The organism is Halomonas sp. DP4Y7-1, assembly GCF_019800705.1.
In the GTDB taxonomy this organism is placed as follows: domain Bacteria; phylum Pseudomonadota; class Gammaproteobacteria; order Pseudomonadales; family Halomonadaceae; genus Halomonas; species Halomonas litopenaei_A.
In genome coordinates this window covers 568,736-588,330 of sequence record NZ_JAHVKS010000001.1, presented here as the reverse complement: position 1 = coordinate 588,330, position 19,595 = coordinate 568,736, and the positions used below count along the sequence as shown (strand labels likewise).

The following is a 19,595-nucleotide window of genomic DNA, read 5'->3' as shown; positions in this document are numbered from 1 at the left end:
CCTGCACCGTCCCCTGCACGATCCCCTTCACTATGCAGAAAACGGAATGTACATGCGAGGCGCACATTCTGGCGCAACCACCGTGGTCAGCCAAGCACTTATCTGCCTATGATGGCGCTCCCCTCCCCTTTATGGAGCTCTGCAATGAGCAAACCCACCATTGTTGTTGTCGGCGGTGGCGCCGGCGGCCTGGAACTCGTCACCCGCCTGGGCAGACGCCTGGGCAAGAAAGGCAAGGCGGACGTGGTGCTGGTGGACCGCAATTCCACGCACATCTGGAAGCCTCTGCTGCACGAGGTCGCCACCGGCGTGCTCGACTCCGGCCAGGACGAGATTTCCTACCAGGCCCATTCCGCCAGTAACGGCTACCGTTTCCAGCGCGGTACATTGTGCGATCTCGACCGAGACACTAGAACCCTGACCCTGGCAGCCATCATTGACGACGATGGACACGAAATCCTGCCTGCCAGGCGCCTGTCCTATGACTACATGGTCATGGCCGTTGGCAGCGTCAGCAATGACTTCGGTACCGAGGGCGTCGCCGACCACTGCCATTTTCTCGACAGTCCGGCCCAGGCAGAAGGCTTCCGTCAGGCGCTGCTCAATACCTTCATGCGTTACAGCACCCGGATGACAAACGATGAACCGCCCTGCATCACCGTCGGTATCATCGGTGCCGGGGCCACCGGGGTCGAGCTCGCCGCTGAGCTGCATGATGCATCACGAATGCTCAAGAGCTACGGATTCACCGAGCTCGGCCGTGAGCATCTGCGGGTACATGTGATCGAGGCGGCACCCAAGATCCTGCCGGCCCTGCCGGACCGCATCAGTCAGGCCGTGCACAAGGAGCTGGAGAAACTCGGCGTCAAGGTCCATGTGGATACCCGCGTGACCAAGGTCGACGAACATGCGATCACCACCTCGGATGATGAGCGCATCGACATCGACCTCGGCGTATGGGCCGCCGGCATCAAGGCCCCCGCCTTTCTTTCGGAGCTGGGCCTGCAGACAGAGCGCAACCATCGCATCAAGGTAGCCGCGACCATGCAGAGCATTGATGACCCGCACATCTTCGCCTTCGGTGACTGTGCCAGCTGTCCCCAGCCAGACGGCAAGGTGGTACCGCCACGGGCTCAGGCCGCCCACCAGCAAGCCAGCGTCCTGTACAAGAACCTGTGCGCCGTGATCGACGACAAGCCACTGAAGGAGTTCGTGTTCCGTGACAGAGGGTCGCTGATCTCCCTGGCACACTTCGATGCCATCGGCAGCCTCATGCGGGCCGCTTCCGCTCGCAGCCTGTTTATCGAAGGCAACCTGGCACGTTTCTTCTATGCGTCGCTGTACCGGATGCACCAGCGCACCATTCATGGCTCCATCAAGACCGCCATGATGGTAGTGGTCGATGGTCTCAACCGGTTCTTGAAACCACGCCTCAAGCTGCACTGATCCTGGGCCTTGGTGTGCCAGGCGCCATGCCTGGCGCACTCCAGAAAAAAAGGCTGCCCGGGAAGGCAGCCTTTTTTGGCAACAGGTCAATAAACGGCGAGTTTAGCCGTTGGCCTGGCTCTCTTCCTTGGCGTGATGATAGAGATGCACATCGCGCTGGGGGAACGGAATACTGATGCCCTCGCGGTCAAAGCGGCGCTTGATCTCCTCGGTCATTTCCCAGTAGACGCTCCAGTAATCGGAAGCCTGGACCCAGGGACGCACAATCCAGGTAATGGAGGAGTCCCCCATCGCATTCATGCGGATATTGGGCTTGGGCTCACTCAACACGCGAGGATCGTCGGCCACCACGCTTTCCAGCACACGGCGAACGGTATCGATATTGTCGTCGTAGCCGACACCCACCGCCAGGTCTACACGACGTGTGGCATGGGCCGAGTAGTTGACCACGGCACCACTCATCATCTGGCCATTGGGGACGATGATCTTGCGATTGTCAGGGGTGCTGAGCTCGGTGCTGATGATCTGCACATCTTCCACCGTGCCGCTGACGCCGCCTGCCTCCACATAGTCACCGATGCGGTAGGGACGGAAGATGATCACCATCACTCCCGCGGCGAAGTTGGCCAATGACCCCTGCAATGCCAGGCCGACCGCCAGGCCTGCTGCACCGATCACCGCAATCAGTGACGCCGTCTGAATACCAATGCGGCTGATCGCTGCCAGCACCACAAAGATCAGCAGCAAGGCGTACAGGATATTGCCAAGGAACTTGATCAGCAGCGGCTCGACGTTCGCCCGCTCCATACCCTTGATAACAACGCGGTGTACCGCCTTGGCCACCCAACGGCCAATGATAAAGATCGCCGCAGCGGCGACCAGGTTGATCAGAAATTGCAGCCCTGTGGTGGAGGCAAATGCCACCAGAGCATCCACATTGAGCTTATCCAGAACGTCCATATCCCTCTCCTTGCTTGGCATTTTCTTCGTTATGGGGGTGGCTGCTGGGCCTGTTCCGCCGGCAGGACGGGCAAACCGCTGTCCCGCCGGGCCGTCAGCCACTGTCGTTTGCTGCGCACCGTCATGCGCTTTACGGCAGCTTCCAGGCGGCTCGCCTCACTGCGCGAACCCACCACCTCGTGATGGCGAAGGGTCAGGGGGCCCTTGCCTCGCAGCGCCTTGGCTCCCTTGCCGCTGCGATGTTGCTCCAGTCGCCTGGGGACATCCGTGGTGATACCGGTGTAAAGGGCACCAGCGGCCGTCTCCACCACGTACAGGTACCAGCGTGCGGACGTCTGCGGCACGCCGGCCTGGCTGCCTGCTTCGTCCCCGCTCGAGTCACGCTGCGTCGGGTCGAGCTGGGCAGGGTCAGTCCCGTCAGGGTCAGCCCCGTCAGAGCCAGCCCGCCCTGAGCCAGAATAGTCCGCTTCAGCGCTCAACGCGTACCGGCCAGCTGTGCCCGGAAATCGGCGAGGACACTGTCATAGCCGTGAGGGTCGTCGCTACGCTGGGCGCCAAAGATCGCCGAGCCAGCCACAAAGGTATCGGCACCGGCGCGGGCGATCTCGGCAATATTGTCGACCTTGACGCCGCCATCGACCTCCAGGCGAATGTTACGACCACTGGCATCAATCCGCTGACGCGCCTGGCGCAGCTTATCGAGTGTCGCGGGAATGAAGGACTGACCGCCGAAGCCGGGGTTGACGCTCATCAACAGCACCATGTCGACCTTGTCCATCACATAATCAAGGTAGGACAACGGCGTCGCCGGGTTGAACACCAGGCCAGCCTTGCAACCACCGTCACGTATCAGCTGCAGCGACCGATCGATGTGCTCCGAGGCTTCCGGGTGGAAGGTGATGTAGGTGGCACCGGCGTCGATAAAGTCGCCAATCAGGCGATCCACCGGCTTGACCATCAGGTGTGCATCGATCGGGGCAGTGACGCCATGCTTGCGCAGGGCCTCACAGACCATGGGGCCAATGGTCAGATTGGGCACATAGTGATTGTCCATGACATCGAAATGGACAATATCGGCGCCGGAGGCAAGCACATTGTCCACCTCCTCCCCCAGCCGGGCGAAATCGGCGGACAGAATGGAAGGCGCAATCAGAAAATCGTTCATGACATCCCTGCTGGCAAGAGACAAAAAGCGAGCGGCGCCGCACAGCGGTCAAGGGTGCCGCCACCTGACGAAAATCGCATTCTAGCAGCTGGGCCGTGGCAGGGCAGCGTTAACCAATGACATCCTTCGCCGCAACAGCGCCGTCATGGCTTGCAACCTATTCACATCTCATCGCCTTATATAGCCAAACGTTTTAAGCAGAAGGATTGTCATTACCAAAATTTAGGTTTAGCCTGCGTATCGTTCCCGGAGTTCATGCAACGCTCTTGCATCCCCGGGCACGGCACTGGCGCAAACCTCGCGCACCCTCTCGCAGTCCTCGCCAAGCATTATCGAACGGCTCTCGAAGGACTCGCGACATTCTCTGACGTCAAGGAAGCCTGACATGAAGCTGTCCCCGATCCTTCGCCGTACCGCCCTGTCCCTCGCCCTGGCTACAGGCCTTGGTGGCACCATGGCCTCGCCGGTAATGGCCGAGGACAAGGAGCTGCTCAACTCTTCCTATGACATCGCGCGCGAGCTGTTTGCCGCCATCAACCCAGCCTTCCAGGAACACTGGCAGGCCGAGCACGACGACACCCTGACGATCAAGCAGTCCCACGGCGGCTCATCCGCTCAGGCACGTGCCATCCTGCAGGGTCTCAAGGCCGATGTCGTGACCTACAACCAGGTCACCGACGTTCAGGTCCTGGCGGATGCAGGCCTGGTCGCGGAAGACTGGCAGAGCCAGCTGCCCAACAACGCATCCCCCTACTACTCGACCACCGCCTTCCTGGTCCGCAAGGGCAACCCCAAGGGCATCGAGACCTGGGAAGATCTGGCAGCCGAGGGCGTCGAGCTGGTGTTCCCCAACCCCAAGACCTCCGGCAACGGCCGCTACACCTATCTGGCTGCCTGGGGTTCGGCCGAACGTAATTTCGACGGTGACGAAGATCAGGTTCGCCAGTTCATGAGCGACTTCCTCGGCAACGTCAAGGTGTTCGATACCGGCGGCCGCGGCGCGACCACCAGCTTTATCGAGCGCGGCATTGGTGACGTGCTGATCAGCTTCGAGTCTGAGGTCAACAACATCCGTGACGAATACGGCAGCGATGAATACGACGTGATCGTCCCGCCTGTCAGCATCCTGGCAGAATTCCCGGTGGCCGTGGTCGAGGAGAACGCCGAGCGCAACGGCAACCTGGACCTGGCTCGTGCCTACCTGGAATACCTCTACACCGAGGAGGCCCAGCGCCAGCTGGCTGGCTTCAACTATCGCGTGCATGACGAGGCGGTGAAGGAAGAGTTCGCAGACCGTTTCCCTGCCACCGAGCTGTTCGAGGTCAAGGACGTGTTTGGCGGCTGGGACAATGCCATGGACACCCACTTCAAGAGCGGCGGCGAGCTGGACCAGCTGCAGCGCCGTTAAACGTCAAGGTTAACCATTGCCCCCATGCTGAAGGCCATTTCCCTGCCCTTAGCCCGCAAAGCCCGGCGCCATGTGCTGCCGGGCTTCGGCCTGTCATTGGGCATCAGCCTGACCTTTGTCTCACTGGTGCTGCTGCTGCCGTTGACCGGCCTGGTGGGCCAGTTGAAGGGGCTGTCCCTTTCCGAATACTGGTTCATCATCACCGAACCACGGGTCGTGGCCAGCTACGTCACCACCATCGGCGGCGCCTTCGTCGCGGCACTGATCAATGCCGTCTTTGGCCTGCTCATGGCCTGGGTGCTGGTGCGCTATGACTTCCCCGGCAAGCGTCTGTTGGACGCGCTGATGGACCTGCCCTTTGCCCTGCCCACCGCAGTGGCCGGCATCACCCTGGCGACGCTCTACTCCTCCAAGGGCTGGATGGGCCAGCTGCTGGAGCCGCTGGGCTGGCAGGTGTCCTACACCTGGGTCGGCATCGCCCTGGCCATGGCGTTTACCAGTATCCCCTTCGTGGTGCGGACCGTGCAGCCAGTGCTCGAGGATCTGCCCAGCGAAATCGACGAGGCCGCCATGAGCCTGGGAGCAAGAGATGGCGTCGCCTTTCGTCGGGTGATCCTGCCGCACCTGTGGCCCGCCCTGGTGACCGGCACCGGCCTTGCCTTTGTGCGCTCGCTCGGCGAATTCGGCGCCGTCATCTTTATCGCCGGCAACATGCCTTACGAGACGGAAATCACCTCGCTGATGATCTTCGTCAAGCTGCAGGAATATGACTACGTCGGTGCCTCCGCGATTGCCTCCGTGGTGCTGCTGACCTCGCTGCTGCTGCTGCTGGCGATCAACCTGTGGCAAGGCCGCTTTATCCGCCGCCTGCATGGAGGACGTGGCTGATGCAACGTATCGGTGATGCACCATGGCTCAGACGCAGCCTCATCGCGGTGGCCGTGGGCCTGTCGGCACTGTTCCTGCTGCTGCCCCTGGTCGCCATCTTTGCCCAGGCACTGGCCGAGGGGGTCGGTCCCTTCATCGCCAACCTGACAGACCAGTACACCCTGGCAGCGATCGGCCTGACGCTGTTCGTCACCCTGCTGACGATTCCGATCAACCTCGTCTTCGGGGTGATGCTGGCGTGGCTGGTCACCCGGTTTGCCTTCCCGGGACGCCGTTTGCTGCAGACACTGATCGACATTCCCTTTGCCATCTCCCCCGTGGTGGCTGGCCTGGTCTACTTGCTGCTGTACGGTCGCAACGGCTGGATCGGCGGGTGGCTGGATGCCCACGACATTCAGCTGATGTTTGCCTGGCCTGGCATCCTGATGGTCACCATCTTTGTCACCTGCCCCTTCGTCGCGCGGGAACTGATTCCGCTGATGCAGGCACAGGGTTCCCGTGAGGAGGAAGCCGCCGTCACACTGGGCGCCAGAGGCTTCACCCTGTTCCGCCGGGTGACCCTGCCCAACATTCGCTGGGCGTTGCTCTACGGCGTGATTCTGACCAATGCCAGGGCGGTCGGTGAATTCGGTGCGGTATCGGTGGTGTCTGGCGCCATCCGCGGTGAAACCAACACCCTGCCGCTTCACGTAGAGCTGTTGTACCAGGATTACAACACGGTAGGCGCCTTCGCCAGCGCCGCCCTGCTAGCCCTGATTGCCCTTCTCACCCTGGCCGCCAAGGCCATGCTTGAATGGCGCGCCACGCGCCGGGAGGCCCTGACATGAGCATTCATCTGCGCCACATCCAGAAGCACTTTGGACGCTCCCAGGCGCTGTCTCCTATCGACCTGGAGATCCGCAGCGGTGAGCTGATCGGCCTGCTCGGCCCGTCTGGCTCCGGCAAGACCACGTTGCTTCGGATCATTGCCGGCCTCGAGACCCCCGATGACCATCGAGACTGCCGCATCCTGTTCGGCGAGCACGATGTCACCCAGGTCCATGTGCGCGATCGCCGCATCGGCTTCGTGTTCCAGCACTACGCGCTGTTCCGCCACATGAGCGTTTTCGACAACGTCGCCTTCGGCCTGACCGTTCTGCCCCGCGCCGAGCGCCCCTCCAGTGCCGAGATTCGCTCCCGGGTGATGCAGCTGCTGGAGATGGTCCAGCTGTCGCACCTGGCAGAGCGGTTTCCCGCGCAGCTGTCCGGTGGCCAGCAGCAGCGTGTCTCTCTGGCTCGCGCCCTGGCGCTCAAGCCGGAAGTCCTGCTGCTGGACGAACCCTTCGGTGCGCTGGATGCCAAAGTTCGTCAGGAATTGCGCCGTTGGCTGAGGCACCTGCACGATGAGCTCGGCTTTACCAGCGTCTTCGTGACCCATGACCAGGAAGAAGCGCTGGAGTTGTCCGACCGCGTGGTGGTGATGAGCAATGGACGGATCGAGCAGATCGACACCCCGGATACGCTCTATCGGGCACCCCGCAATCGTTTCGTGTTCGAATTCCTCGGCGACGTCAATCATCTGGAGGGAGTCGTCCAGGACGGCGTGCTGACCTGCGGTGATGCGCGCCTGGCGGTCGACCTCGAGGACGGACGCCAAGAACTGCTGCTGCGTCCCCACGAGGTTCAGGTGGCCCTGCAGGCACAGGCGGATGCCCACCTGCCTGCCAGCGTGATGTCGATTGTGCCGGTGGGTGCAGAAGTCCGTGTAGAGCTCAGTGCCGATTGGATGAGCGAGTCGTGGATGGCCACACTAAGCCACCAGGACGCCGAGCGCCTGTCCCTCAAGCGCGGCATGCGCGTGCATGCCCTGCCCAGACGCTGGCATCACTATCCCGACGCCCAGGAGGCCCCTGGCACCCAGGTGCGCCCGCAGCAGGTGAGCGCCTGACGCCATCAGGCGCCTTAGAGGAACTTTTCCCTGCGCTTGCCCTTCTGATAGGCGTATCATCGCGCAGCCCGGACACACGCTGCTGCTGCAGCGGCGTGACCGGCCGACGCGTTTTTGCGACTTTCAGATACCATGACAAGGAGTTCACCCCTATGCTTCGTCGCCTGTTGAAGGGCGCAGCTGGCATGGCCATGCTGCTTGCCCTTGCCGCCTGCTCCAGCCCCCACCAGCTTCAGCCTGATCCCCAGCGCAGCGTGGCCGTTCCCGCGTCCGGCTCTGGCCAGGCAGTAACCGTGATTGCCGCCGATGACCGTCCTTCCGACGTGCTCGGCACCCGAACCGGCAGCGCCAGCTCGACGGCGACCATCACCGTCAGCCCCCATGAGATCGTGCCGCGGCTGCAAGCCGAGGCGGAACGCGCCGTGCGCGACATGGGCTTCGCCCCTACCGCTGAACCGGCCCCGGGACGACCCACCCTGACCCTGACGCTGAAGCAGCTCAGCTACCAGCGCGGCCAGAGCCAGCCACTGGTAGACGAAGCTCGCCTGGAGAGCGTGATCGAAGCGGTGGCCACCAACGATGGTCAAACCTACACCGGCACCTACACCTCACGACGCGTGCAGAGCTACGCGGTAAAACCTGACAAGGCGACTAACCAGCGTATGGTCACGGACCTGCTGTCCGACGGACTCAATCGCGCCTTTGCCGACCCCCAACTGGGCCAGCTGTTGGCTCGCTAAGCCCTCCAGTCATTGCCGGTTACCGGTCCAGGCTTGCCGGGCCAGTGGCCGGCAAGCGCCTTCGTTGTGCGCTAGCGCAACGACCTACCGATGCTGCGCTGGCTCGTCGGTGACAGGCCCCCGCCGCACCAGCGCCCACACCGACTCCTGAAACCCGTTATCCTCACGCTCACCATCTTCCAGATGGGTGACGATGAAATTCGGGTCGAACAGGCGACGAATCTCCTCATCGCTGACGTTGTAGGGCGGCCCGTCCTCGCCATCTCGTCGCAGGCTGACCAGCAACCCGCGTGCTCCAGGCGGAATCAACTGCGCCAGGTGGAAGGCGTAGCGCTGACGCGTCGCCTCGGGTAAGGCGATCAGGGCGGCCCGGTCGTAGAAGGCACCAATCTCCGCCGCCTGGGCGATGTGAAAGTGGAAGAAATCGCCGCACCAGAGCTCGATGCTGCCCTGGCGCTGGATGGAAAATCCGTCCTGCTGATAGCGCGACACCTCACCCGGTCCTTCTTCCACAAACTGGGCCAGGGCGGCTTCGGCCAGCTCGATGCCCAGCACCGGGTGCTGATGCTCGGCTAGCCAGCGCATGTCGAGGCTCTTTCCGCACAGCGGCACCAGTACCTTGGTACCCGGTGTCGCGCCGAGAAGCGGCCAGTGCCGTACCAGCGCCGGGTGCACGCTATCGCGATGAAAGCCGATCCGGCCTTCCTCCCAGCGCTTCAGCCAGTGTTGTTGCATAGGCGGTCTCGCTTAGAACCAACGATCGCGCTTGCGGCGACGACGGGGCAGGTGCGGAACGATCAAACCGACGATCAGGCCAGCACCGGCGACACCGCCACCGTACATGAAGTAGCGCATCAGCAGGTCTTCCTTGCGGGTCTCCAGACGCGCTTCCAGATCCCGATTGACCTCGCTGATCTCGTCAAAGGAGCTCTCCAGCTCGTGATTGCGCGTCTCAAGCTCAGTAATGCGCTGCTCACGCACCTTAAGCGTCTCTGTCATGGTACTGGTGCGTTCTTCCCAGCTTTCATTGATGCCGTCGAGCTCCGCTGTCAGCTCTTCCACTCGCGATTCGAGTTGAGGCAGCTGGTCGCTGGCACTGGGCGTTTCCTGCAGCTCGCTGCTGGGCACCCACACCACATCGCCACTGGAGCTGCGCACCTGTGAATAGTCACCGGAGGTGTCGAGCAGACTGACTGGTTGGCCCGCCGTCAGCGTGCCAACGATGCGGTAGCCATCGGTAGGGCCGCTGCGCACATAGGTGGTCAGTTCATCCGTGACCCACCTGGCATTGCCATCGTCCTGGGCCATCACCGGCAAGGCACTGCTGGCGAGCGCAAGGCCAAGGGTCACTGTCTTGAGAAATTGCGTTTTCATGCCGTCTTTCCTGACTAATCTGGGCTCGGTTACGACGCTTGTGACGCTGCACTGGCATCCTGCCAGCTCAACAGCGCGCAATGAGAATAGGGTCGCTCGCTGTGCGGCGCGGCCGGCGTGCCGGCGCGTGCCATGCTTGCCAAGGAGGCTCTCAAGGGCTTTCTTGGCAACTCGACACAGGACAGCGACGAGGTGAAAAACGTTCCACAACAGCTGTGGACAACTGTCGGGAAAACCGCTGGACATCGCCGCGCCCGGGGCGCGTCGCCTGGGTTTGACTCAAAACGGTCACAAAATAATCACCCGCCTGTCTGGCTCGCAGGCAAGACTACCACATCGCAGGGCTCTCGCCTCCCGTGAGCAGCCCCTGCCACAGCGCGGCCCAAGCCGTGCCGGCAGACAGGGGCCCACTGGCCCCATCCCCGGTCGGTGCGTATAATATGCCCCCATGCGCCACGGCCGTTCGGCCGCCAGTCTCGCGCCCGATTACCCACATTCACGTAACCAGGCCTGCCTGATGCACTTCGGGCCGGGAGCCCGACCACCGTTATGACGAAGAAGCTCTTCATCAAGACCCACGGCTGCCAGATGAACGAGTATGACTCCGCCCGCATGGCGGACCTGCTCGGCGAATCTCATCAGATGGAGCTGACCGACAACGAGCAAGACGCAGACGTGATCCTGCTCAACACCTGCTCGATTCGCGAGAAGGCCCAGGAAAAGGTCTTCCACCAGCTCGGCCGCTGGAAAAAGCTCAAGCAGTCGAACCCCGACCTGGTCATCGGCGTCGGCGGCTGTGTGGCGAGCCAGGAAGGCGATGCCATCCGCAAGCGTGCTCCCCACGTGGATATGGTGTTTGGTCCACAGACCCTGCACCGCGTGCCGGGCATGCTGGATGCCAGCCGCTCCAACCAGATCTCGGTGGTGGACGTCACCTTCCCCGAGATCGAGAAGTTCGATCACCTGCCCAAGCCAAGCTCCGATGGTGCCAGTGCCTTCGTCTCGGTGATGGAGGGATGCTCCAAGTACTGCACCTTCTGCGTGGTGCCCTACACCCGCGGCGAAGAGGTCTCGCGGCCCTTCGAGGCCGTCATGGATGAGGTCTTCCACCTGGCCGACCAGGGCGTTCGCGAAATCAACCTGCTGGGGCAGAACGTCAATGCCTACCGTGGCATCAACGACGATGGCGACGAGATTGACCTGGCCGAGCTGATTGCCTGCGTGGCGGCAGTGGATGGCATCGACCGCATCCGCTTCACCACCTCCCACCCGGTGGAGTTCAGTGACAGCCTGATCGAGGCATACGCCGACATCCCGGAACTGGTCAGCCATCTGCACCTGCCGGTGCAAGCAGGCTCCGACCGTGTGTTGGCGGCCATGAAGCGCGGTCACACGGTCGAGGAGTACGTCGACAAGATGGAGCGCATTCGCGCGCTGCGTCCCGACATCAGCTTCTCCTCCGACTTCATCATCGGCTTCCCCGGTGAAACCGAAGAAGACTTCGAAGCCACCATGGACCTGATTCACCGGATCGGCTTCGACGTCTCATTCAGCTTTGTCTATTCTGCCCGTCCGGGTACCCCGGCAGCGGCGCTTGAGGACGACACGCCAGAAGAGGTCAAGAAGCAGCGCCTGGCCATTCTGCAGGAGCGTATCAACCAGCAGGCCATGCAGATCAGTCGTCGCATGGTAGGCACGACCCAGCGCGTGCTGGTATCCGGTTTCTCGCCGCGTGACCCGGGACAGCTGTCCGGCCGCACCGAGAACAACCGTGTCGTCAACTTCCGCGCGGCCAATCCGACCGAGTTGATTGGCTACTTTGTCGACGTGGAAATCACCGAAGCGCTGCCCAATTCACTGCGCGGCGAACTCGCCTCTGGCGAGCGCTACTGATACACAGCCGACCCGAGGTGGCTGTCCAACACGCATCGACACCGCCTCGGATCATTGCCCTGGCCTACGCCGGGGCAGTAAGCTGACGGAACTGTTTACACCCTCTAGTCATCAACCACGGATTTTTCTCGCCTTGAGCCAGCCATCGACCCAGGCCAATCGCATCATCACGCTCAACCTTGAACCCAACGAGCCGCGCCGTCTCGCCAATCTGTGCGGCCAGCGCGACGAGCACCTGAAGCTGATCGAAAGCCGGCTCGGCGTCACCCTGCGCAACCGCGGCAACATGTTCCAGCTGGCGGGCCCCGGCCCCCGGGTCAAGGCAGCCTCCAACCTGGTGGAGCATCTCTATCGCGAGACCGCGTCTACCGAACTGACCCCTGACAGCGTTCACCTGTTCCTGCAGGAATCCGGTATCGAAGCCCTTGAGGAAGAGACCGAAGAAGAGATCGGCGACGGCGAAGTGCTGATCCGTACGCCGCGTACGCTGATCAAGCCTCGCGGTTTGAACCAGCAGGGCTACGTCACCAGCATCCGCCAGCACGACATCAACTTCGGCATCGGCCCAGCGGGCACCGGCAAGACGTATCTTGCCGTGGCGGCCGCGGTAGAGGCCCTCAATCAGCAGCAGGTGCGCCGCATCCTGCTGGTACGCCCAGCCGTGGAAGCCGGCGAGAAACTCGGCTTCCTGCCTGGCGACCTGGCCCAGAAGATCGATCCTTACCTGCGTCCGCTGTACGACGCCCTGTATGAAATGATCGGCTTTGAGCAGGTTGCCAAGCTGATCGAGCGCCAGGTGATCGAGATCGCCCCGCTGGCCTACATGCGTGGACGAACCCTCAACAACGCCTTCATCATCCTCGACGAGAGCCAGAACACCACTCGCGAACAGATGAAGATGTTCCTCACCCGTATCGGCTTTGGCTCGACCGCGGTGATCACCGGTGACGTGACCCAGGTGGACCTGCCGCGCGGGCAGAGCTCAGGCCTGATTCAGGTGCTCGACGTGCTGAAGGACACCGCCGGCATTGGCGTCACACACTTCGCCGCCAAGGATGTGGTCCGCCACCCGATGGTCCAGCGCATCATCGAGGCCTATGACCTGTTCGAGGCCAACCAGGAAGCCGAGGAACGCGCACGCCGCGAGGCCCGCGCCGAAGAACGCCGCCAGGAACGTGCCGATCGCCTCCAGTTCAGCAATGGCAGCAACGGAGACGCCCACTGATGAGCGCCTGCGTCGATCGCCAGATCGCCAGCCACGCCGAAGCGCTGCCCGACTCGGCCCAGCTTCAACGCTGGGTCGATGCCGTGCTGGAACATTTTCCCGGCCGTGAAGATGCCGAACTGACGATACGCCTGGTTGATAGCGACGAAAGCCAGGCCCTCAATCGCGACTATCGTGGCAAGGATGCCCCGACCAACGTTCTGTCCTTTCCTTTCGAGGCCCCACCCGGCCTCGACCTGCCGCTGCTGGGAGACCTGGTGGTCTGTCACCCGGTGGTCGAGCGCGAAGCGATGGAGCAGGACAAGCGGCTGATCGATCACTACGCTCATATGGTCGTCCATGGCACCTTGCATTTGCTCGGCCACGACCATATCGAGGACGATGAAGCCGAGGTCATGGAAAACCTCGAGCGCAGTATCCTTGCCGGCCTGGGTATTTCTGATCCCTACGCCCCGCCGGCCCCATCTCCAGATCCCGATAGCGAGGACGAGAGAGCCGACGCATGAGCGAAGACCGATCGAGTAGCCAGGCCAACAAGTCCTGGTTCGACAAACTCTTCAGCGCGCTGTCCAACGACAGCGACGAGCCCAGTTCGCGGGAAGAACTCCGTGAATTCCTGCGCCAGGCAGGCAGCCGTCTACGGCTGGAACAGGACGCCATGACCATCATCGAGGGCGCCCTGAACATCAGCGATCAGCAGGTCAGGGAGGTGCTGATTCCGCGCTCTCAGGTCACTGCGCTTGAGCTCGAACAACCGCTGGAAGACTACCTGCCCATCATTCTGGAAACCGGCCACTCGCGCTATCCGGTCATCGGCGAGAACCTCGATGAGGTCAAGGGCATCCTGCTGGTCAAGGATCTGCTGCCCCTGCTGCAGAACAACAGCGAGGAACGCCCCTTTCAGCTTGAGGAAGTGCTGCGTCCGGCCATGTTCGTCCCGGAGTCAAAGCGCCTCAACAGCCTGCTCAAGGAGTTCCGCGATACCCACAATCACATGGCCATCGTGGTGGATGAATACGGCGGCACCGCGGGTATCGTCACCATCGAGGACATCCTCGAGGAAATCGTCGGCGACATCGAAGACGAACACGATACCGACGAGGAAGAGGACATTCGTCAGCTGGGTGAGGATCGCTACGCCGTCAGAGCCCTGACCCCCATCGAAGACTTCAACGAGCGCTTCGATACCCGCTTTTCCGATGACGAATTCGACACCCTTGGCGGCCTGGTCATGCAACGCTTCGGCCACCTTCCGGCTCGCGGTGAACATACTCAGATCGGCGGTTGGCGCTTCACCGTGCTCAACGCCGATAACCGACGCATTCGCTTGCTGGAAGTCGAGCCCGCCAACGCCGAAAGCGAATGATCCCCGATGCCCCGCAAGGGGCATCGCCCCTCCCCTATCTCTCGTGACCCAAGGATGGACGTTCCATGCTCGAGCGACTGTTCGGTGGCCGACTCGGTTACCTTGCTGCCCTGCTTGCCGGTGGCCTGACCACCCTGGCGGCTGCCCCCTTTGGTTGGTGGTGGCTGGCCCTCCTTTCCCCTGCGCTGGTCTACGCCGGCCTTTACCTCATGTCGCCGCGTCAGGCGCTGCTGCGCGGCTGGAGCTATGGCCTGGGGCTATTTGGCAGCGGCGCCTCCTGGGTCTATGTGTCCATCCACGACTATGGCTACACCAGCGCTCCACTGGCCTTCTTTCTGACCGCGCTGTTCGTTGCCAGCATGGCCCTGTTCGTCGCCATTCCTCTGGGCCTGTTCCGGCGCCTGATGCCAGCACGCCCTACCGTCGTCGCGGGGCTTGCGGGCTTTGTCGGCTTCTGGGTGCTGATGGAGTGGATTCGCACCTGGCTATTCACCGGCTTTCCCTGGCTTCTGCTGGGCAGTACCCAGGTCGACTCGCCGCTGTCGACGCTGGCTCCCCTGGGCGGCGTCTATCTGCTGTCGTTAGCCGTTGCCGCCAGTGGTGTCCTGTTGGTAGAGCTGCTGCAAAGGCGGTATCTGGCAGCACTGCCACTGGTCCTGATCTGGGCCGTGGCCGTCGTCCTGCCAAGCCACTGGACCACACCTGCTGGCGAGCCGCTCAAGGTCAGCCTGTTGCAGGGTAACCTGCCCCAGGAGATCAAGTGGCTGCCTGAAGGTCAGCGTCAAGCCGTCAACACCTATCTCGGCATGACGGGAGAACTGGAGGCCAACCGTCCCACCGAGCCGGATATCGTCATCTGGCCGGAGGCTGCCCTGCCGATGTTCGAAGACCAGGCAAAACCCATCATGGCCCGAGCACAGGCTGCCCTGGCACCCGAAACGGCACTGCTGACGGGCATCCTGCAGCGGGATGAAGACGGCCACTTCTACAACGCCGTATCCGCCTACGGCAACGCCAGCGGCGGCTATCGCAAGGCGCATCTTGTGCCCTTCGGTGAATATCTGCCGTTGGAAAGTGTGCTGCGCGGCGCCATCGCCTTCTTCGACCTGCCGATGCCGGCCATGACACCGGGTCCCGATCGGCAGGACCCGATGGTCGCCGCGGGGCATACCATCGGCAACGCGATCTGCTACGAAATCATCTATGCCGACCTGGTGGCCCAGCGAGCTCGCCACGCCGAACTGCTGCTGACCGTGTCCAACGATAGCTGGTTTGGCAACTCCATCGGCCCGCACCAGCATCTGGAGATGGCTCGCCTGCGAGCCCTGGAGAACGGCCGCTACGTAATCCGCGCCACCAGCAACGGGATTACGGCGATCATCGACGACCAGGGCGAGATCCTCGACCAGCTGCCCCAATTCACCACCGCCAGGCTGGACGGCGAGGTGCAACCGATGCAAGGCCTGACGCCTTTCACGCGCACCGGCAGCTGGCCCACCTGGGCCCTGGCCGCCCTGCTGCTGCTGGTCGGGATCGGCTGGCGCCGCCGCACCGCCTGACGAAAGGGTGATGCGCAGCTGACCTGGCATCAGCCGCTAAAGGCCTATCGCCCCAGCAAGCGCCAATCGCTACCAAAGACCGGCAGACAAAGCACCCGCAAGCAAAACGCCGCAAGGGCCAAGGCCCTCGCGGCGTTGTCGTGACAGCCCTCGTCAGAGCGCGTCTCAGGAGGACGGATCGTCTTCGGGAGACTCGCCCAGTACCTCCGGAATCGAGATCTTCACGAAACGTCCTGGCGCAGGCTCCAGCAAGGCCAGCTCTCCCCCTCCGGGCTGACGGGCCTCGACCATCTTGTCTGCATCCACATAGCCACCGTCCAACATCCACTGCTGCCAATGCGGCCACCAGGACCCTTCGTGGGCCTCGGCGCCAGCCAGCCAGTCGTCATGGTTGTCGGGCAGTTCGCTGTTGGTCCAGTAACCGTACTTGTTCTTGTGAGGCGGGTTGACGATCCCGGCAATATGCCCGGAGCCACCAAGCACGAAGGTGACGGGCCCCTTGGGCAGCAAGGCCCCGTAGTAGCTGCTGTTCCACTTGGCGATGTGGTCTTCACGGGTGGCGACGAAGTAGCTGGGGGTCGATACCTTGCGCAGATCAATCTTGACGTCGTCCAGCTCGATCCCGCCCGGCTCAACCAGGAGGTTTTCCTGGTACAGGTGGCGCAGATACCAGCCGTGAGTGCCCGCCGGAAGATTGGTACCATCCGTGTTCCAGTACAGCAGATCAAAGGCGGCAGGGTCCTCGCCCTTGAGGTAGTTGTTGACGTAGAACGACCAGAACAGGTCATTCTCGCGCAGCAGGTTGAAGGAATACGCCATCACCCGGCCATCAAGATAACCGTCCTGCTCGAGCTTGGCTTCAATCCCTTGCAGTACCGGCTCGCTGAGGAACACGCCGATTTCCCCAGGATCACGAAAGTCCTGCAGCGTCGCCATGTAGGTGACCGACTTGGCCTTGCGCCCGCGCCGGGTGCTGGTCAGGTACGCCATGGTCGACGCGGTCAGGGTGCCGCCAATGCAGTAGGAGAGGAAATTGGCCGACTTCTCTCCGGTAGCCTGCTCGATGCCATCCAGCGCCGCGATGGGCCCAAGCTGCATGTAGTCCGCCCAGGTCAGGTCACGCTGATCGGGGCCTGGGTTGCGCCAGGAAATCAGGAAGACGGTATGCCCTTGGTCCACCAGCCACTTGACCAGCGAGTTTTCCGGGCGCAGGTCCAGCACGTAATACTTGTTGATCCAGGGAGGAACGATCAGCAGCGGTGTCTTGAACACCTTTTCCGTGGTGGGCGCATACTGGATCAGCTGGATCAGCTCGTTTTCCATGACCACGGCGCCTTCGGACACCGCGATGTTGCGGCCGACCTCAAAGGCACTGCGATCGGTCATGGTCACGTTCAGACCTTCGGCAGAGTTGGCCAGGTCTTCGCGCAGTCGCGCCAGACCATCCACCAGATTCTGACCGCGGGTTTCCAGGGTCTTGCGCATGACCTCCGGGTTGGTCGAGACGAAGTTGGTCGGTGACATGGCATTGACCATCTGGCGAGCGTAGAACGACAGATTGCGCTTCTCGCCAGGGGTCAGGTCGTCCAGCCGATCCACCAGGTTCTCCACGGTGCTGGAGAACAGCAGATACTGCTGCATGATGGCGTTATAGGCCGGGTCGCTGGTCCAAGCCTCATCCTTGAACCGGCGATCCCCCCGCGAGGGAGTCACCAAGGGCTCCAGGGCGCCGCCGCTGGCGGCAGACATGGCTTGCTGCCACAGCGCCAGCTGATCCTGCATCAACTTCGTCTGGGTCTCCCACAGCAAGGTGGGGTTACGCATCAGCGATTCCGCACCTGCCTGGAAGCTGTTGCGAATATCTTCCATCACCGAGTCGGCTGCATCACTCGGTACCATGCGTGAAAGAAAGTCCTCCATCAGTGCCTGGTACTCTGCGCTCAGCACTGACAACTGGCTGCCCCACTCTTCAGGGTTGTCCATTACCTGCTCACCTGCCGCCATGGCGACCTCCTCTCCACTGCCCCGCACACAGGATGGCTCACCGTTCGCCGGCCGGCATCGCGGTATCCACCCTCATCTTGTCATGGTTGTTTGATGCGTAAGGGCAAGGGTCCACCGGACCCCTGCCCTTTGCTGGCTGTCGCTTGACCGACCGCCAGGGTGATACCGCGATCAGGACGTGCGCTTGCGACTCGAGGTCGCCCTGGCGGTGCCTGTCGACTTGGTAGATGCAGTAGCACTGGAGGCTGCCTGCGACGCTTGCTGGGCGGTCTTTTCCGCCGCTTCGGTCACCTGCTGGGTGGCCTTTTCCACGGCAGCCGTCGCCTGGTCCCGTGCCTGGGTGGCCTGCTCGGCAAGCTGCTGGCCGGACTCGGCGAACAACGTCTCCAGTTCTGTCTTGAACTCAAGGCTGAGCTGGCTCATGGCGCGGGCATCTTCCAGCATCTGCGCCGACAGCTCGTTGAGCATCTCGGCCTGACGGGTGGAGAAGTCGCGCAGCCCCTCGGCATCGTTGATCTCGGTGGCATCGCGCATGCGCTCGGTGCCCATCTGGCTATAGCGCTTCATCGATTCCATCTGGTACTGGGACATCTTTTCCATGTTGTCCAGCATCAGGGAATTGAGCTTGCGCATCGGCTCGAAGAACTGACGAGTCTGCTCGCTGAAGTTGTCGAACATCTTGTCTTGCATGACCAAACCTCCTGGAAGTCCTGTCGATGAACCCTGTCCAAACAGCCTGTTCATTCAGCATTTCATGGCAATGACGCCGTCGCGTCAGCGCACCGGATGTTCTTCATGCAGGCTCTTCATGCGAGCTCTTCATGGGGGCATTGCGCCCCTTTGGAGTCACATGACGCCTGTCGTTCCAGGCGACCGCCATGGCTCTGCATGGCAACTGCAGGCCAGCCTGACGTTGCTCCTGGCGTGCGCCATCAGCATCATTGTTGCAACGCAACAAAGGTCAGTCTGGCACACACAGGATGACAGCGCCATGACATCCCCTCGAGCTGCGCGAATATGCATGGGACACTCGTCACCGGCATCGCCGCGCCTGTTGCCATGGCCAAGCCGTCAGCCCTGTCGTCACCCCTTGTCCTTGCTGCCGGACCTGGCGCTGGCACTGCCTGTCCGACGAGACGCACTGCTCGACCGAGCGGTGCTGCTGGACCGCGACGCCGATCCCGACTCCTGCTTCGACTCGCTCGAGGAGCTCGATGTACTGCGCGCACTCTGAGCCGCCTGAGTCAGCATATCCATCATCATTTTCTGATAGTTGCCAAAGCTGGCCAGACCCTGGGACAAGCCCTGTTGCAGAGCAGGCTGCTGCAGAAAGGGCTGCATCAGACTCATGGGGTCATAGCCCTCGACACCGGATTCCATCTGCCGCTGAATGCGATCAAGCAGGTCCTGCTGGAAGGCCTCGATATTGGGAAGCCCCAGTGCCTGACGGAATTCTTCTGGCGTCAGATCGAACTCGACGTTGATTTTCATGCTGGCCTCTTACTCCCTGGTCGATATGTCGACGTTGCGTCAGCGCTAGGGGAATATCACATCAGCGATATCGACGGCGACTGTCCTGACCAGCGCCACCCTGCGCAGCAAGCACAAGACGCAATAAGCAAAAGATGCCTTGCTTCGTC

19 protein-coding genes are annotated in these 19,595 nt (G+C 62.1%); 11 read left to right on the top strand and 8 right to left on the bottom strand.

Annotation, left to right across the window (positions count from 1 at the left end; genetic code table 11):
• Positions 1–144: 144 nt before the first annotated feature.
• Positions 145–1,446 (top strand): NAD(P)/FAD-dependent oxidoreductase, encoded by a 1,302-nt coding sequence (locus KUV72_RS02410; protein WP_206943006.1) that lies wholly within the window; start codon positions 145–147, stop codon positions 1,444–1,446.
• A gap of 102 nt (positions 1,447–1,548) precedes the next feature.
• On the opposite strand, the gene KUV72_RS02405 is transcribed toward KUV72_RS02410, so the two are convergent.
• The 3 genes from KUV72_RS02405 to rpe form a co-directional block, all read right to left on the bottom strand.
• A complete protein-coding gene (locus KUV72_RS02405; RefSeq protein ID WP_206943008.1) occupies positions 1,549–2,406 on the bottom strand; it encodes a mechanosensitive ion channel family protein in 858 nt (285 codons plus the stop codon).
• Positions 2,407–2,435: 29 nt separating this feature from the next.
• Positions 2,436–2,750 carry a GIY-YIG nuclease family protein gene (locus tag KUV72_RS02400; protein WP_224851814.1) on the bottom strand — a complete coding sequence of 105 codons (315 nt, stop codon included), beginning with the start codon at positions 2,748–2,750 and terminating at the stop codon, positions 2,436–2,438.
• Between the two features lie 131 nt (positions 2,751–2,881).
• Positions 2,882–3,571, bottom strand: a complete 690-nt coding sequence (rpe, locus tag KUV72_RS02395) for a ribulose-phosphate 3-epimerase (protein ID WP_222161854.1) — start codon at positions 3,569–3,571, stop codon at positions 2,882–2,884.
• Positions 3,572–3,956: 385 nt separating this feature from the next.
• Between rpe and cysP the strand changes: the two genes are divergently transcribed.
• From cysP to KUV72_RS02370, 5 genes are all read left to right on the top strand, one after another.
• The gene (gene cysP, locus KUV72_RS02390; protein WP_222237305.1) at positions 3,957–4,979 is read left to right on the top strand and encodes a thiosulfate ABC transporter substrate-binding protein CysP; all 1,023 of its coding nucleotides are present in this window, start codon (positions 3,957–3,959) and stop codon (positions 4,977–4,979) included.
• Positions 4,980–5,003: 24 nt separating this feature from the next.
• Positions 5,004–5,867, top strand: coding sequence for a sulfate ABC transporter permease subunit CysT (gene cysT / locus KUV72_RS02385; protein ID WP_206943013.1), 864 nt, complete (start codon positions 5,004–5,006; stop codon positions 5,865–5,867).
• Positions 5,867–6,694: a sulfate ABC transporter permease subunit CysW gene (gene cysW / locus KUV72_RS02380; RefSeq protein ID WP_206943014.1), complete on the top strand. Its 828-nt coding sequence runs from the start codon at positions 5,867–5,869 to the stop codon at positions 6,692–6,694. The genes cysT and cysW overlap by 1 nt, the downstream gene beginning before the upstream one ends.
• Positions 6,691–7,794 (top strand): sulfate/molybdate ABC transporter ATP-binding protein, encoded by a 1,104-nt coding sequence (locus KUV72_RS02375; RefSeq protein WP_222237304.1) that lies wholly within the window; start codon positions 6,691–6,693, stop codon positions 7,792–7,794. Before cysW ends, KUV72_RS02375 begins: the two co-directional genes overlap by 4 nt.
• Positions 7,795–7,946: 152 nt before the next feature.
• Positions 7,947–8,534 carry a YajG family lipoprotein gene (locus tag KUV72_RS02370; RefSeq protein ID WP_206943016.1) on the top strand — a complete coding sequence of 196 codons (588 nt, stop codon included), beginning with the start codon at positions 7,947–7,949 and terminating at the stop codon, positions 8,532–8,534.
• A gap of 84 nt (positions 8,535–8,618) precedes the next feature.
• On the opposite strand, the gene KUV72_RS02365 is transcribed toward KUV72_RS02370, so the two are convergent.
• Positions 8,619–9,269 (bottom strand): thiopurine S-methyltransferase, encoded by a 651-nt coding sequence (locus KUV72_RS02365; RefSeq protein ID WP_206943017.1) that lies wholly within the window; start codon positions 9,267–9,269, stop codon positions 8,619–8,621.
• A gap of 12 nt (positions 9,270–9,281) precedes the next feature.
• Positions 9,282–9,908, bottom strand: a complete 627-nt coding sequence (locus tag KUV72_RS02360) for a TIGR04211 family SH3 domain-containing protein (RefSeq protein ID WP_222161852.1) — start codon at positions 9,906–9,908, stop codon at positions 9,282–9,284.
• Positions 9,909–10,457: 549 nt separating this feature from the next.
• Between KUV72_RS02360 and miaB the strand changes: the two genes are divergently transcribed.
• From miaB to lnt, 5 genes are all read left to right on the top strand, one after another.
• The gene (gene miaB, locus KUV72_RS02355; protein ID WP_222161851.1) at positions 10,458–11,801 is read left to right on the top strand and encodes a tRNA (N6-isopentenyl adenosine(37)-C2)-methylthiotransferase MiaB; all 1,344 of its coding nucleotides are present in this window, start codon (positions 10,458–10,460) and stop codon (positions 11,799–11,801) included.
• A 133-nt stretch (positions 11,802–11,934) separates the two neighbouring features.
• Complete coding sequence (locus KUV72_RS02350; protein WP_222161850.1) at positions 11,935–13,026, top strand: PhoH family protein; 1,092 nt, start codon at positions 11,935–11,937, stop codon at positions 13,024–13,026.
• A complete protein-coding gene (gene ybeY, locus KUV72_RS02345) occupies positions 13,026–13,532 on the top strand; it encodes an rRNA maturation RNase YbeY (protein WP_206943023.1) in 507 nt (168 codons plus the stop codon). The genes KUV72_RS02350 and ybeY overlap by 1 nt, the downstream gene beginning before the upstream one ends.
• Positions 13,529–14,392 (top strand): HlyC/CorC family transporter, encoded by an 864-nt coding sequence (locus tag KUV72_RS02340; RefSeq protein WP_206943026.1) that lies wholly within the window; start codon positions 13,529–13,531, stop codon positions 14,390–14,392. The genes ybeY and KUV72_RS02340 overlap by 4 nt, the downstream gene beginning before the upstream one ends.
• 65 nt (positions 14,393–14,457) lie before the next feature.
• Positions 14,458–15,951 carry an apolipoprotein N-acyltransferase gene (lnt, locus tag KUV72_RS02335; RefSeq protein WP_222237303.1) on the top strand — a complete coding sequence of 498 codons (1,494 nt, stop codon included), beginning with the start codon at positions 14,458–14,460 and terminating at the stop codon, positions 15,949–15,951.
• A gap of 165 nt (positions 15,952–16,116) precedes the next feature.
• Here lnt and phaC read toward each other — a convergent pair whose 3' ends face one another.
• The 3 genes from phaC to KUV72_RS02320 form a co-directional block, all read right to left on the bottom strand.
• Positions 16,117–17,934 (bottom strand): class I poly(R)-hydroxyalkanoic acid synthase, encoded by a 1,818-nt coding sequence (gene phaC, locus KUV72_RS02330; RefSeq protein WP_409995879.1) that lies wholly within the window; start codon positions 17,932–17,934, stop codon positions 16,117–16,119.
• A gap of 192 nt (positions 17,935–18,126) precedes the next feature.
• On the bottom strand, positions 18,127–18,645 hold the full coding sequence (locus KUV72_RS02325; protein ID WP_222161847.1) for a phasin family protein: 519 nt from the start codon (positions 18,643–18,645) through the stop codon (positions 18,127–18,129).
• 393 nt (positions 18,646–19,038) lie between these two features.
• Positions 19,039–19,446 (bottom strand): hypothetical protein, encoded by a 408-nt coding sequence (locus tag KUV72_RS02320; RefSeq protein ID WP_222237301.1) that lies wholly within the window; start codon positions 19,444–19,446, stop codon positions 19,039–19,041.
• Positions 19,447–19,595: the final 149 nt, after the last annotated feature.

Excerpts from the sequence above, each read along its gene's own strand:
- KUV72_RS02410 (WP_206943006.1), top strand. The coding sequence starts at position 145 with ATGAGCAAACCCACCATTGTTGTTGTCGGCGGTGGCGCCGGCGGCCTG.
- KUV72_RS02405 (WP_206943008.1), bottom strand. The coding sequence starts at position 2,406 with ATGGACGTTCTGGATAAGCTCAATGTGGATGCTCTGGTGGCATTTGCC.
- rpe (WP_222161854.1), bottom strand. The coding sequence starts at position 3,571 with ATGAACGATTTTCTGATTGCGCCTTCCATTCTGTCCGCCGATTTCGCC.
- cysP (WP_222237305.1), top strand. The coding sequence starts at position 3,957 with ATGAAGCTGTCCCCGATCCTTCGCCGTACCGCCCTGTCCCTCGCCCTG.
- cysT (WP_206943013.1), top strand. The coding sequence starts at position 5,004 with ATGCTGAAGGCCATTTCCCTGCCCTTAGCCCGCAAAGCCCGGCGCCAT.
- cysW (WP_206943014.1), top strand. The coding sequence starts at position 5,867 with ATGCAACGTATCGGTGATGCACCATGGCTCAGACGCAGCCTCATCGCG.
- KUV72_RS02375 (WP_222237304.1), top strand. The coding sequence starts at position 6,691 with ATGAGCATTCATCTGCGCCACATCCAGAAGCACTTTGGACGCTCCCAG.
- KUV72_RS02370 (WP_206943016.1), top strand. The coding sequence starts at position 7,947 with ATGCTTCGTCGCCTGTTGAAGGGCGCAGCTGGCATGGCCATGCTGCTT.
- KUV72_RS02365 (WP_206943017.1), bottom strand. The coding sequence starts at position 9,269 with ATGCAACAACACTGGCTGAAGCGCTGGGAGGAAGGCCGGATCGGCTTT.
- KUV72_RS02360 (WP_222161852.1), bottom strand. The coding sequence starts at position 9,908 with ATGAAAACGCAATTTCTCAAGACAGTGACCCTTGGCCTTGCGCTCGCC.
- miaB (WP_222161851.1), top strand. The coding sequence starts at position 10,458 with ATGACGAAGAAGCTCTTCATCAAGACCCACGGCTGCCAGATGAACGAG.
- ybeY (WP_206943023.1), top strand. The coding sequence starts at position 13,026 with ATGAGCGCCTGCGTCGATCGCCAGATCGCCAGCCACGCCGAAGCGCTG.
- KUV72_RS02340 (WP_206943026.1), top strand. The coding sequence starts at position 13,529 with ATGAGCGAAGACCGATCGAGTAGCCAGGCCAACAAGTCCTGGTTCGAC.
- lnt (WP_222237303.1), top strand. The coding sequence starts at position 14,458 with ATGCTCGAGCGACTGTTCGGTGGCCGACTCGGTTACCTTGCTGCCCTG.
- phaC (WP_409995879.1), bottom strand. The coding sequence starts at position 17,934 with ATGGACAACCCTGAAGAGTGGGGCAGCCAGTTGTCAGTGCTGAGCGCA.
- KUV72_RS02325 (WP_222161847.1), bottom strand. The coding sequence starts at position 18,645 with ATGCAAGACAAGATGTTCGACAACTTCAGCGAGCAGACTCGTCAGTTC.
- KUV72_RS02320 (WP_222237301.1), bottom strand. The coding sequence starts at position 19,446 with ATGAAAATCAACGTCGAGTTCGATCTGACGCCAGAAGAATTCCGTCAG.